Raw genomic sequence first — 12,117 nt, 5'->3', positions numbered from 1 at the left:
CGGCCCCGGCACAGCGGCGAGGGGCTCGCCCCGCCACAGGTCCAGTGCCTGCTGCAACAGCTCGCGTGCCTGCTCGCCCCGGTCCGCGGCCTGGGCCCGCTCGGCGTCGCGGGCGAGGGCGTCGGCCGCGTCGGCGTCGAGCGCGCCCGCGTCGAGCGCCAGCCGGTACCCGCCCGCGACGGAGACCAGGACCGCGTCCCCCGCCGCCCCCGCCTCGGCGAGCGCCTGCCGCAGCCGCCAGGCGTAGGTGCGCAGCACGGCCCTGCCGCGCGCGGGCGGCCGCTCACCCCACAGCGCCTGGACCAGCTCCTCGGCTCCGGCCGTCCGCCCCGGTCCCAGGAGCAGCGCGGCCAGCATCGCCTGCTGTTGCGGACTGCCGAGCCCGATCTCCCGGTCTCCGCACCGACCGCGCACCGGGCCGAGGATCTGCAACCGCAGGGCTTCCACGTCGTCGATTGCCTCTTCTGTACGGGGTGTCAGGTCACGGGCAGCTCAGGCTAGTGCAGGAGCTGCGAGGGACCCTGGCAAGAGGATCATGAATTTCCGGCTGGGAACAGCCCCCAACGAGCGGTGCGCCGCCCACGGCTGTGGACGGCGCACCTCGGTTCGGAGTCGGGTCGGGCAGGTCAGGCGACGTCCTTGCGGCTGACGGCCAGGTAGCCGACGAAGACCGCGATCAGCGCGGCGAGCACGAGGCTGACCGGGCCGGTGCCCCAGTCCAGTCCGCCGCGGCCGTGCGAGACGCCCATCCAGTCGGCGAACGACGCGCCCAGCGGCCGCGTGACGATGTACGCGAACCAGAAGGCGAAGATCGCGTTCAGGCCGAGCTTCCAGTGGCCGACGGTCGGGATCGCGATGAGGACGGCGAAGAGCACGCCGGAGGAGAAGTAGCCGAGCTTCAGCGTGCTGGCGGTCATGTCGCCGGTCGCGGTGCCGAGCGCGAAGGTGGTGAGCACCGTCGCCCAGTAGAAGAGCTCGCGGCGGCGGGTGGTGATGCTGTGGATCGAGAGCGTCTTCTCCGTCGCGTACCACAGGCCGAGGACCGCGGCCAGGACGACGGCGAAGAAGCCGGTGGAGACGACGTAGGGGATGCCGAGCTGCACGTGCAGCACGTCGGCGGCCATCGTGCCGAAGACGCTGACCATCACCACCGCGAACCAGTAGACCGCGGCGCTGTAGCGCTTGGCGAGCAGCTGTACCGCGAGCGCGACCGCCAGCACCACGCCGGCCGCCGGCACGACCAGGAACGGGTTGAAGGTCTTCACCAGGAAGTCGGAGGTGGTCTCGCCCATGCCGGTGGTGAGCACCTTGACGACCCAGAAGACCACGGTGACTTCGGGGACCTTGCTCAGAGCCTGTCGGGCGTCCACCCCGCCGTGGCGGGCGTGCAGCAGTTGATCTCTCGCCATAACCGCAGAGCTTTTCACACCGCGACGCCCGTCCCCAGCCACGGGGGCCCCGGGCCGGAAATCTTCACCCACTTATGGAATCGCCCATACCGGTACAGAGCTACTCGATCTGCGCTACTCGATCTGGCCCACGATCCACTCGCACAGTTCGTGCGTCTCCAGCGCGTCGCGCGCGTCGAGGAGCTTGCCGGAGCGGACGGCGTCGAGGAAGGCGAGGACGACCTGCTCGATGCCGCGCTGCCGGGCGACCGGGACCCAGTCGGGGCGACGGCGGACGACCGGGTCGCCGTCCGGGTAGGAGACGGTCTCGGCGAGGTTGCGGACCTCCAGCTTCGCGCCGCGTCCGGAGACCTCCAGCACCTCCTCGGTGGCGCCGCTCTCGCGGTTCATGATCCCCAGGGCGGTGAATCCGTCGCCGGACAGCTCCAGCACCAGGTGGCGCAGCAGCGGGCGCCCGTCCGGGCCCTCCGTGCACCGCCAGCGCACCGCGCGATGCGTCGCCTCGCCGGGCAGCAGGTAGCGCAGGGTGTCGACGACGTGGACGAAGTCGTCGAAGACCATGCTGCGCGGCGCCTCGGGCAGGGACCGGCGGTTCTTCTGCAGCAGGACCAGGTCGCGCGGCTGCGCCGCGGCCTCCACGTAGCCGGGCGCGTGGCGGCGGTTGAAGCCGACCATGAGGGAGCGCCCGCGGCGCTCGGCCAACTCGACCAGGCGACGGGCCCCGTCCAGGGTGTGGTCGAGGGGCTTGTCCACGTAGACGTCGACATCGGCCGCGAGCAGCCGCTCGACGACGGGCACGTGCTGGTCGGTGGCGGCGTGCACGAACGCGGCCCGGATGCCGCTGTCGATCAGCTCGCGGAGGTCGGTGAAGCGGGCCCGCGCCCCCACGCGGTAGGCGTCGCCGAGCCGCTCGACCTTCTCCCGGTCCCGCGTCATCAGCCGCAGGTCCAGGCCCGGCAGCGCCCCGAGCACCGGCAGGTACGCCTTCTGCGCGATGTCTCCGAGGCCGACCACCCCGACCGGCAGCAGTGCGTCGACGGGGAGGGAGTGAGGCATGGGCGCTCCAGGGACGCGGGTGATCACCGACCCGCTCACCCTACCCACGCCGCGTCGGTGGCCCGTGCGCGGTCAGCGTCGTCGGCGGGCCTGCATCCGCATGTAGCCGAGGGCCCCGATCACGCAGCCGGCCAGCAGCATGATCAGCAGGACCACCCACATCGGGGCGTTCACCGTGGTGATGCCCCACAGGTGGATCTTGACCGTGGTCCGGTTCATGAGGATGAACCACACCGCCAGGACCGTCACGACCAGGAGGACGATCCTGCCGCCGGTGACTCGCACCCCGCCGATCCGACGCTCGGCAGCCTCTTTGTTCGTGGTCATTCTTCCAGTCTGGGACGGCGGCCCCGCCCGCGCCCGGCGAGGGCGCCACGGGGCACGGACAGTGGGCCGGTCGGCCCTGTCCGCGCGGCGGGGCCGCCCGGCAGGCTGGAGGGTGAGGACGAAGAGGCCGTCGCCTGCACTCCCGGAGGGGGAGCCGACCATGAGCGCACCGCTGACCGACGCGGAACTCGCCGAGCTCGACGCGCACTGGCGCGCCGCCAACTACCTCGCCGTCGGACAGATCTACCTGATGGACAACCCGCTGCTGCGCGAGCCGCTGCGCCCCGAGCACATCAAACCCAGGCTGCTCGGCCACTGGGGCACCTCCCCCGGGCTCAACCTCGTGCACACCCACCTGAACCGCGCGATCCGCGCCCGCGACCTCGACGCCCTCTGCGTCTGGGGACCGGGCCACGGCGGACCGGCGGTCCTCGCCTGCTCCTGGCTGGACGGCAGCTACACCGACCACTACCCGAGCATCACCCGCGACGAGGCCGGCATGGCCCGCCTGTTCCGGCAGTTCTCCTTCCCCGGCGGTGTCCCGTCCCACGTGGCCCCCGAGACGCCGGGCTCGATCCACGAGGGCGGCGAACTCGGCTACGCGCTGGCGCACGCCTACGGGGCCGCCCTCGACAACCCGGACCTGGTCGTCGCCTGCGTCGTCGGCGACGGCGAGGCCGAGACCGGACCGCTGGCCACCTCCTGGCACGGCAACAAGTTCCTCGACCCGGTGCACGACGGCGCGGTGCTGCCGATCCTGCACCTGAACGGGTACAAGATCGCCAACCCGACCGTCCTCGCCCGGCTCCCCGAGGCTGAGCTGGACGAGCTGCTGCGCGGCTACGGCTACACGCCGCTCCACGTCACCGGCGACCAGCCCGCCGAGGTGCACCGCGCCTTCGCGGCCGCTCTCGACGCCGCCCTGGACGCCGTCGCCGGCGCCCAGCACGCCGCGCGCACCCAGGGCGCGACGGAGCGCCCGCGCTGGCCGATGATCGTGCTGCGCACGCCCAAGGGCTGGACCGGCCCGGCCCGGGTGGACGGCCTGCCGGTCGAGGGGACCTGGCGGGCGCACCAGGTGCCGCTCGCCGAGGTCCGCGAGAACCCCGAGCACCTGCGCCAACTGGAGGCGTGGCTGCGCTCCTACCGCCCCGAGGAGCTGTTCGACGCCGACGGGCGCCCGGTGCCGGGCGTGCTCGCGCAGATCCCCTCCGGCGCCCGCCGGTTGGGCGCGAACCCGCACGCGAACGGCGGTCTGCTGCTGCGCGACCTGCCGCTGCGGGAGCTGGAGCGGTTCGCCGTCCCCGTCGACAAGCCCGGCACCAGCCTGCACGAGCCGACCCGTGTGCTGGGCGACTACCTCGCCCAGGTGATGGCGGACACCGCCGCGCGCCGCGACTTCCGCCTGGTCGGCCCGGACGAGACCGCCTCGAACCGGTTGCAGGCCGTCTACACCGCCACCGGCAAGGCCTGGCAGGCCGAGGTCCTGCCGGTCGACGAGCATCTGGCGCGCGACGGGCGGGTGATGGAGGTGCTCTCCGAGCACCTGTGCCAGGGCTGGCTGGAGGGCTACCTGCTGACGGGCCGTCATGGCCTGTTCTCCTGCTACGAGGCGTTCGTCCACATCGTCGACTCGATGGTCAACCAGCACATCAAGTGGCTGCGGACCACCCGGCAGATCCCCTGGCGGGCGCCGATCGCCTCGCTCAACTACCTGCTCACCTCGCACGTGTGGCGCCAGGACCACAACGGCTTCTCGCACCAGGACCCGGGCTTCGTCGACCACGTGCTCAACAAGAGCCCCGAAGCGGTCCGGATCTACCTCCCGCCGGACGCCAACACGCTGCTCAGCGTGGCCGAACACGTGCTGCGCAGCCGGGACTACGTCAACGTGGTGGTGGCGGGCAAGCAGCCGTGCTTCGACTGGCTCAGCCTGGAGCAGGCGCGCGTCCACTGCGCGCGCGGGCTCGGCATCTGGGAGTGGGCCGGCACCGAACGCGGCGACCGCGAGCCGGACGTGGTGCTGGCCTGCGCGGGCGACGTCCCGACGCAGGAGGTGCTGGCGGCCGCTCAGCTGCTGCGGCACGAACTGCCGGACCTCGCCGCACGGGTGGTCAACGTCGTCGACCTGGCCCGGCTGATGCCCGCGGGTGAGCACCCGCACGGGCTGAGCGACCCGGAGTTCGACGCGGTCTTCACCCGGGACCGGCCGGTGATCTTCGGCTACCACGGCTACCCGTGGCTCATCCACCGGCTCGCCTACAGCCGCGCGGTCCACCCGCAGATGCACGTACGCGGGTACAAGGAGTCCGGCACCACGACCACGCCGTTCGACATGGTGGTCCGCAACGACCTGGACCGCTACCGCCTCGTCATGGACGTGATCGACCGCGTCCCCGGGCTCGCGGTCCGCGCCGCGCCGCTGCGTCAGCGGATGGCCGACGTCCGCACCCGGCACACCGACTGGATCCGCGCCCACGGCGCGGACCTGCCCGAGGTCGCCGACTGGAGCTGGACCGGCTGAACCGCCGAAGCGGTGGCGGACCGGCCTACCCGCCTACCGGCCGCCCGAGGCGAGCGCCTCGGGGCGGTCGGTGTCGCCGTGCCAGGTGGGCCAACCCAGCAGGCGGGGACGCTCGGTGACCCACGCGCGCGTGTCGGCGCCGATCTCGGCGTCGATGAGGCCCTCCAGCAACGCGCGGTAGCGCTCGACCAGTTCGCGGTTCGCGGGGTCGGCGGCCAGGTTGCGGGTCTCCGCCGGGTCCTGCTCGCGGTCGTAGAGGACGACGTCGTTGTCGGCCAGCAGCGCCTCGGTGTCGGCGGGACGGTTCGGGTTGAGCGGGGAGAAGTAGCGGCCGAAGGTGTAGCGCTGGTCGCTGCACCCGCGCAGGAAGCCGCGCTTCTCCCAGTCGGGCCGCAGGTCGCCGGAGGCCACGCGCCCCGGCGCCTCGGGGTCGGCGAACTCGAACCAGAAGGAGGCGTCGAGCGTCGTGATCGACTCCACGGCCTTCAGGACTCCCTCGCGCACCGATCCGCCGTGCAGCACCGGCATCAGCGAGTGCCCCTTCAACGCCGGGTGCCGGGTGGCCCTGTCGGCCGCCTCGAGGCCGGCGATCTCCAGGAGCGTGGGAGCGAGGTCGACCGCGGACGCGAGGGCGCCGGTGCGCGCCCCGCCGGCCAGATCGGGGTGGGCGATCAGAAAGGGGACGTGGAAGTTCTCGTCGTAGATCAGGTTGCCCTTCTGGCGCAGGCCGTGGGAGCCCGCCATCTCGCCGTGGTCGGAGGTGAAGACGACGACCGTGCCGTCCGCCTGCCCGGACGCCTCCAGGGCGTCCAGGACGAACTCGACGCTGCGGTCCACGTCGCGGATCGCGTTGAGGTAGAAGTTCAGGCCGTCGTACCAGTGCTGGTCGTCGGCGACCGGACCGAAGACCGTGTCCATCACCCGCGCGTACTCGGCGATGGCCGGCGCGGCGCCCGTCAGGTCGTCGCGCAGGCTCTCGGGCAGGTCGAAGTCCCAGCGGCGCCGGTAGACGGGGATGTCCGCGGCCGCCCGCGCCACGACCGCGTGGGCGAGCCCGAACGGGAGCTGCACCTGGGGCCGCCCGCCGTAGTCGAAGCTCATGATGTCGTGCGGGTTCACGAAGTTGACGGCCATGAACCACGGCTGGTCCTGCGAGACCACCGGGGCGCGGTTGCGCAGCCATTTCACGGCCTGGCCGGCGATCACCGGGTCGATCTTGAGCCCCGCCCAGGCGCCGCCGTCGATGTCGCCCCAGTCGTTGAACTCGCTGAAGCCGTAGGGCTCCAGGGCGTCCGTGGTGGGGCCCGGGTGCTCCGGCGTGAGGTAGGCGTTCGACAGGTGCCACTTGCCCTGGTAGCTGGTGTAGTAGCCGGCGGCCCGCAGCATCGTGCCGAGCGTGCCCAGCCCGGGGTCGAGCGGGCGGATGTAGGGCATGTTGTCGTTGTCGTAGATCTCGGTGATCGGCACGTGCTGCCCGGTGTAGATCACCGACCGGGCGGAGCTGCACTGCGCCGAGGCGGTGTAGTAGCGCTCGAAGGTGGTCCCCCGGGCCGCGATCCGCTCCCGGGCGGGCAGCGAGTAGCCCTGCGGCCTGGGGAGGGAGGCCCGCTCCTCGTCGGTGACGATCAGCAGGATGTTCGGTCGCCTGGTCATGGCCTGCCCCTCGTTCGCCGCTCGCCTCGTTCCGAATCTAGGCCGCCCGCCGCGAACGGCCCGTCAGGACGCGGCCGGGGGCGGCCGGACGGGTGAGCCCTCGCCGCCAGGATCGCCAGGGCCGGGCGGCGCCTTCTGCCGCAGTTCGGCGAGGCCGGGGCCGGGGGCCAGGAACTCGCGGACAGCGAAGGCCATCAGGACGACGAAGGCGAACCAGAACACCACCATCCCGGTGGGGTGGTCCCAGAACACGAAGACCAGCGCGGCGATCAGCAGGATCGCGACCCCGATCCAGTGCTTGAAGCGCCGCACGAACCGCTCCACCGGACCGGCGCGGAAGCCCACCTGCTCGGCCGCCTGCCGGACGCCGCCGAGTCCGGTGCTGGACGCCGCCCGGACGAACGTGGCGGCCCGCGAGGGGCCGACGAAGAACGCGCCGAGGGCCACCAGCACCGCGAGCACCCCGACCGCCCGCACGGTGACCCGCAGGAAGTGCACCAGCGCGTCGTACACCGCGCCCGCCGCGCCGGAGTTGACGCCGGGCGGAAGCTGGTCGAGGAAGTAGCCGCGGAAGACCGCCAGCGCCACACCCAGCACCAGCATGGCCACCGCGATCGCCACCGTCGCCCCGATCAGCGCCCGTCTCCGGTCCCGGGCCAGGTAGACGCCCGCGGCCGCGACGAGGACCGCGACCACCGGAAGCCAGTTGCCGACGATGTCCAGCAGCCGCAGGTAGGACTTGTACTTCCCGATGGACGTGGACTCGTACACGGTGAAGGTCGGATGGACGGCCGGGAGCTTCGCCACCAGCCCGAGCCCGGCGTTCTCCAACTGCGTCTTGACCTGCGCGATGATGGGCCCGAGGTCGATGGTGACCTGGTTGTTCTCCAACGACACGGCCCCGCCGCCCTGACCCGTCAGCGCCTTGACCATGGAGGCGTGCGCGGCGCGCAGCGCGTTGGTCCACAGCGTGGCGAAGGCCGGGCTGGTGACGACCTTGTTGACGACCGTGCCGACCAGGCTGGTGATGCCACTGCCGATCGGTCCGCTGAGCGACCCGATCAGGTTCGCGGCCTTCGGCGGGACGCCCTTCTGCGAGGCGGCCTGGGAGAGCTGACCCACCAACGACGGTACGTCGATCTGCTGCACCACCAGGTTGGTGACCCGGGTGGTCAGCGCGCTCTGCACCTGCGGATCGCTCGCCAGCGGCGCCATCGTCGTGACGAAGCGGCCGGTGTCGGTCACCTGGTCGCGCGCCCAGACGGACACCACCGCCAGCAGCGAGAGCACCGCGGCCAGCACGATCAGCACCGCCGATCCGGTGGCCCGCATCCGGTGGTGCTCGCGCTGCGCGGGCACGTGGCGCGCCTCCAACTGGGCGATCCGCCGCCGCAGCTCCTCCAACTCCCCGGGCTGCGGCTCGGGCCGATCCGGCGGGTGCGGTTCGGGCTCCGGGGGCGGGGCGGGGCCGTCGTCCGGTGGCGCCATGTGCTGCTCCCGTCCTGGACGCTCGGTCCTGGCTGCCCGTCAGGGCCGTCCGCCAGCCCACGTCCCAGGAAAGCCGCCGACCGGCGGGTCGGCGACAGGGACTGGCCCGGTCGGGTGGCAGAGCTCCGTGTCGATGCCCGTGCGCCGACGCGGCGTGCCGCAGAGTGGGCTGAAGGGCCTGTTCCGGGTTCCTGCCGCGATTGGGGGCTCGGTGAGTGACGCCAGCTGGACGGGAGCGGCGGTCGCCGGCGTCGCCGCCGGCTACGCACTGGTCTCCCGCAGGCTGGCCCGGACGCCGGTCTCCGACGCGCTGGTCTTCGTCGGCTTCGGCGTCCTGCTGGGGCCCGTCGGGCTGAACCTGGTGAGCCTGGGCCACGACAGCGGGCCGCTGCGCACGCTGGTGGAGGCCGCGCTGACCCTCGTGCTGTTCGTCGACGCCTCGACCGTGCGTCCGGCCGACCTGCGCACGGAGGGCACCCTGGCCGGACGGCTGCTGTCGGTCGGGCTGGTGCTCACGATCGGCGCGGGGTGGCTGCTCGCCCGGCCGCTCTTCCCCGGGCTGACCCTGTGGGAGTGCGCGCTGGTGGGAACCGTCCTCGCGCCCACCGACGCGGCGCTCGGTAAGGGCGCCATCTCCGACCCCCGGGTGCCGAGCCTGGTACGTCAGACGCTGAACGTGGAGAGCGGGCTGAACGACGGCCTGGTGCTCCCCTTCTTCGTGGTCTTCCTGGCCGCGATCCCGGGCACCTCCTACGCCCACGAGGGCATGGCCGAGACGATCTGGAGCGCACTGCTGCTCAGTCCGGCGCTCGGGCTCGCGGTCGGCGGGCTCGGCGGGCGGCTCCTCAGGGCGTCCTTCGACCACGACTGGGTCGCCCGCGACTGGCGTGAGATCTTCGTCCTCGCGGCGGCCGTCGGCGCGTACACGCTGGCCGCCGTGACCCACGGAAGCGGCTTCATCGCGGCCTGGGTGGCGGGGTTCGCCTTCGCCGGGGTCTGGCGCGGCACCGGGCGGCCGACGGTCGAGCTGGCCGACACCACCGAACTGGCCGAGGACCTCGGCGGCCTGCTGGCCATGCTGAGCCTGCTGTTCTTCGGCGCCGTGCTGCTCGGTCCCGCCCTCCAGCACCTCAGCTGGGCGATCGTCGGCTACGCCCTGCTGAGCCTCACCGTGATCCGGATGGTTCCCGTCGCGTTCGCGCTGCTCCGCAGCGGGCTGAAGCGCCCGACCGTGGCGTACGTCGGCTGGTTCGGTCCGCGCGGGCTCGCCTCGGTCGTCTTCGGGCTCCTCGTCGCCGAGGAGCACATCCAGGGCGTGGAGATGATCAGCCGGGTGGTCGCGGTCACCGTCGGGCTGAGCGTGGTGCTCCACGGCGCCTCGGCCGGGCTGCTCGCCGCGCGTTACGGGCGCTGGTACGAACGGGCCGCCGCCGCCGATCCGGCGCTGCGGGAGAGCGCCGCGACGCCCGTCACGCCGCGACGCCGCAGGCTCGGCCCGATCGAGCAGCCCGACGGCTGACCCGCGGGCCCGGCCCGCGCACGTGCGGACCGGGCCCGCGGCGGGGCCGGCCGGTCACTCCGCCGGCGCCTCCTCCACTGCGGGCGGCCCGCCGTAGACGCACAGGCCGTAGATGGCCACCACGTCCAGCGCGATGATCATCAGGGACCAGAACGGGTACGAGGACACGAACCACATCTGCGCGAAGGCGTTCAGCCCCAGGATGCCGACGCCGAACCAGCGCCCGGTCTGCCCGCCGCGCAGCACGGCGACGGCGGCGAACGCCTGCGCGATGCCGAGGGCGAGCACCGTCCAGCCCCAGGCCCGCAGGTCGCCCGCGACCAGGAGCGTGCCGTTCACGAAGATGCGGGACTGCCGGATCGCGGCGATGCCGTCGAGCCCGTTGAAGAACGCCAGCAGGAAGAGCATGACGGCGGCGAAGGTGACCCACCCGCTGCGCCGTGTCTCGGACATCCCGCGCGCCGCGGACCGCGGTCGGTAGGCGGCGGAGGAGGATGCTTGTGATGCCATGGGAACCTCCGAATCACTGGCCCAGGATGCGGGCCTTCTGGGCCGCGAACTCGGCGTCGGTCAGCACCCCCTGGTCCCTGAGGGCGCCCAGCTGCTGGAGCTGGGCGAGCTTGCTGTCCATGTCGCCGCCGGCCGGTGCCGGGGCGGCGGGCGCGGCCTGCGGCGGCGCGTAGCCGGCCTGCGCGGACGCCTCGTACTCGCGCTGCTCCTGTTCGGCCCAGCGGCCGGCCTGCCGGCGCGAGACGCGGTTGGAGACGGCCGTGGCTGTCCCGGCGATGGCGGCGGTGCGGGCGACGCCCCGGATCAGTCCAGGCATGGTGTGCTCCCTTCGGCTTCGGAGTGGACGGGCGGACGGCGGATCACGCCGCCCCGTCCAGGTCGTCGAGCGTGGTGAGGATGTCCTGCACCGGGATCCGCCCTCCGGCGACGATGTGGCCGCCGCCTCGACGCAGGGCCGCGGCCAACGGGGCGGCCCAGAGGTTCTCGTAGATCAGGACCCCGGCGGAGTCCCCCGGCGACAGGATCGCCGTGGCCTCCTCCATGTCGTCCTGGCCCAGCAGGCCGGAGGAGACCCCCTCGAACACGGCGAGGTCCAGTTCGCCGTCGGCGTCGAAGTCGGCGACCTGAAGCCCCGTCAGGGTGCCGTCGTTCTCCTTGCGGACGAAGGCCAGGTCGAGGATCCGGATGATGCCCCGGTCCACCAGGTCGACCAGGAGCGGCAGCCCCTCACCGGTCATCCGGCTGCCGGGGAACTCGACGATCAGGTAGTCGATCGGTCCCATCTCGTTGAATTCGGTGGTCACGTCTCCTCCTCGGGTTGTGCGGCCCGACGCGGCACCGGCTCCGCGTCCAGCACCCGTTGTCGACGAAACCCCCTGACCGGCCTCCCGGGGATCACCCCTCGTGGGTGACCCGGTCCGGCGGAGCCGGTCGCACGGTGGAGGGATGGCGGGTTCCCCGGAGCCGCAGCTGCCGGTACTCCTCGGATCCACGGCCGGGAGGAGTCACATGCGCTACGAGATCCGCGTCGAGGGGCTGATGGTGGAGACGACCTTGCACGACGCGTTTCCGGAGCTCGAAGGCGTCTTCATCCCGAACCAGACCATCCTGTTCGGCCAGATCACCGACGACGCGCATCTCTACGGCCTGCTCAACCGCTTCCAGGCGTTCGGTCTGCGGGTCACCGAGATGCGCCGACTCCCCGACTGACGTCGGCCCGGCCGAGGCTCACAGCAGTTTCAGCAGGCGCGCACGCCGCACGGCCTCGCCGCGGCGGCCGGCTCCGAGCTTGCGGTTGATGCTCTTCAGATGCGTCTTCACGGTGTTGACGGACAGGTGGAGGTCGGCCGCGATCTCCTCGGTGGACATCAGCTCCGCGGCCCTGGCCAGCACCTCGTGCTCGCGTTCCGTCAGCGGCTCGACGACCGCCGGGAGCCCCGCGGCGAGGACGCCGGACCCTGCCGGGACCGGAGCCGAGGTCGGGGCCGGGCACAGGTCGGCGGGCAACCACGCGTAGGCACGGGTGAGCGCCGGGTCGCCGCGCAGCACCCGGCGCAGCCAGGGGGACGCGAGGCGGAAGGGCAGCCACAGTCGTTCGCCGTCGGCGGCGGCCAGCGCCCGCTGCACCAACC

General features: G+C 72.6%; 13 protein-coding genes. 3 read left to right on the top strand and 10 right to left on the bottom strand.

Annotation, left to right across the window (positions count from 1 at the left end; all coding sequences use genetic code 11):
- The 4 genes from TR50_RS17890 to TR50_RS46745 all read right to left on the bottom strand — a co-directional run.
- Positions 1–447, bottom strand: a 447-nt coding sequence (locus tag TR50_RS17890) for an AfsR/SARP family transcriptional regulator (protein ID WP_236654462.1), incomplete at its 3' end; no start/stop codon positions are given.
- A gap of 179 nt (positions 448–626) precedes the next feature.
- Entirely contained in the window at positions 627–1,409 is a 783-nt protein-coding gene (locus TR50_RS17885; RefSeq protein ID WP_042422017.1) for a COG4705 family protein, read from the bottom strand.
- Positions 1,410–1,523: 114 nt separating this feature from the next.
- The gene (locus TR50_RS17880) at positions 1,524–2,435 is read right to left on the bottom strand and encodes a Gfo/Idh/MocA family protein (RefSeq protein ID WP_304941205.1); all 912 of its coding nucleotides are present in this window, start codon (positions 2,433–2,435) and stop codon (positions 1,524–1,526) included.
- A gap of 102 nt (positions 2,436–2,537) precedes the next feature.
- On the bottom strand, positions 2,538–2,792 hold the full coding sequence (locus TR50_RS46745) for a LapA family protein (protein WP_042422013.1): 255 nt from the start codon (positions 2,790–2,792) through the stop codon (positions 2,538–2,540).
- Positions 2,793–2,952: 160 nt separating this feature from the next.
- On the opposite strand from TR50_RS46745, the gene TR50_RS17870 reads away from it, so the two are divergent.
- Positions 2,953–5,316: a phosphoketolase family protein gene (locus TR50_RS17870; RefSeq protein WP_084700493.1), complete on the top strand. Its 2,364-nt coding sequence runs from the start codon at positions 2,953–2,955 to the stop codon at positions 5,314–5,316.
- A 33-nt stretch (positions 5,317–5,349) separates the two neighbouring features.
- Here TR50_RS17870 and TR50_RS17865 read toward each other — a convergent pair whose 3' ends face one another.
- Together TR50_RS17865 and TR50_RS17860 are read right to left on the bottom strand one after the other, a co-directional pair.
- Positions 5,350–6,969: a sulfatase family protein gene (locus TR50_RS17865; protein ID WP_052441064.1), complete on the bottom strand. Its 1,620-nt coding sequence runs from the start codon at positions 6,967–6,969 to the stop codon at positions 5,350–5,352.
- A 63-nt stretch (positions 6,970–7,032) separates the two neighbouring features.
- The gene (locus tag TR50_RS17860; protein WP_201776838.1) at positions 7,033–8,457 is read right to left on the bottom strand and encodes a hypothetical protein; all 1,425 of its coding nucleotides are present in this window, start codon (positions 8,455–8,457) and stop codon (positions 7,033–7,035) included.
- A gap of 211 nt (positions 8,458–8,668) precedes the next feature.
- Here TR50_RS17860 and TR50_RS17855 point away from each other — a divergent pair, with 211 nt between their 5' ends.
- Complete coding sequence (locus tag TR50_RS17855; protein ID WP_042422006.1) at positions 8,669–9,976, top strand: cation:proton antiporter; 1,308 nt, start codon at positions 8,669–8,671, stop codon at positions 9,974–9,976.
- Between the two features lie 54 nt (positions 9,977–10,030).
- Here TR50_RS17855 and TR50_RS17850 read toward each other — a convergent pair whose 3' ends face one another.
- The 3 genes from TR50_RS17850 to TR50_RS17840 are packed head-to-tail and all read right to left on the bottom strand — an operon-like array spanning position 10,031 to position 11,289.
- On the bottom strand, positions 10,031–10,486 hold the full coding sequence (locus TR50_RS17850) for a DUF7144 family membrane protein (protein WP_152648455.1): 456 nt from the start codon (positions 10,484–10,486) through the stop codon (positions 10,031–10,033).
- Between the two features lie 13 nt (positions 10,487–10,499).
- Complete coding sequence (locus TR50_RS17845) at positions 10,500–10,802, bottom strand: SHOCT domain-containing protein (RefSeq protein WP_042422004.1); 303 nt, start codon at positions 10,800–10,802, stop codon at positions 10,500–10,502.
- Positions 10,803–10,845: 43 nt separating this feature from the next.
- Positions 10,846–11,289, bottom strand: a complete 444-nt coding sequence (locus TR50_RS17840; protein WP_236654461.1) for a DUF6325 family protein — start codon at positions 11,287–11,289, stop codon at positions 10,846–10,848.
- A gap of 205 nt (positions 11,290–11,494) precedes the next feature.
- Here TR50_RS17840 and TR50_RS17835 point away from each other — a divergent pair, with 205 nt between their 5' ends.
- A complete protein-coding gene (locus tag TR50_RS17835) occupies positions 11,495–11,695 on the top strand; it encodes a DUF8691 family protein (protein ID WP_042422001.1) in 201 nt (66 codons plus the stop codon).
- An 18-nt stretch (positions 11,696–11,713) separates the two neighbouring features.
- Here the strand turns inward: TR50_RS17835 and TR50_RS48890 are convergent.
- Positions 11,714–12,117, bottom strand: a 404-nt coding sequence (locus TR50_RS48890; protein WP_042422108.1) for a response regulator transcription factor, incomplete at its 5' end; no start/stop codon positions are given.

The organism is Streptacidiphilus anmyonensis, assembly GCF_000787855.1.
GTDB classification, from domain to species: domain Bacteria; phylum Actinomycetota; class Actinomycetes; order Streptomycetales; family Streptomycetaceae; genus Streptacidiphilus; species Streptacidiphilus anmyonensis.
This window is presented reverse-complemented; position numbering and strand designations above follow the sequence as displayed.

Coding starts and splice junctions, on each gene's coding strand:
- TR50_RS17885 (WP_042422017.1), bottom strand. CDS start 1,409: ATGGCGAGAGATCAACTGCTGCACGCCCGCCACGGCGGGGTGGACGCC.
- TR50_RS46745 (WP_042422013.1), bottom strand. CDS start 2,792: ATGACCACGAACAAAGAGGCTGCCGAGCGTCGGATCGGCGGGGTGCGA.
- TR50_RS17870 (WP_084700493.1), top strand. CDS start 2,953: ATGAGCGCACCGCTGACCGACGCGGAACTCGCCGAGCTCGACGCGCAC.
- TR50_RS17865 (WP_052441064.1), bottom strand. CDS start 6,969: ATGACCAGGCGACCGAACATCCTGCTGATCGTCACCGACGAGGAGCGG.
- TR50_RS17860 (WP_201776838.1), bottom strand. CDS start 8,457: ATGGCGCCACCGGACGACGGCCCCGCCCCGCCCCCGGAGCCCGAACCG.
- TR50_RS17850 (WP_152648455.1), bottom strand. CDS start 10,486: ATGGCATCACAAGCATCCTCCTCCGCCGCCTACCGACCGCGGTCCGCG.
- TR50_RS17845 (WP_042422004.1), bottom strand. CDS start 10,802: ATGCCTGGACTGATCCGGGGCGTCGCCCGCACCGCCGCCATCGCCGGG.
- TR50_RS17835 (WP_042422001.1), top strand. CDS start 11,495: ATGCGCTACGAGATCCGCGTCGAGGGGCTGATGGTGGAGACGACCTTG.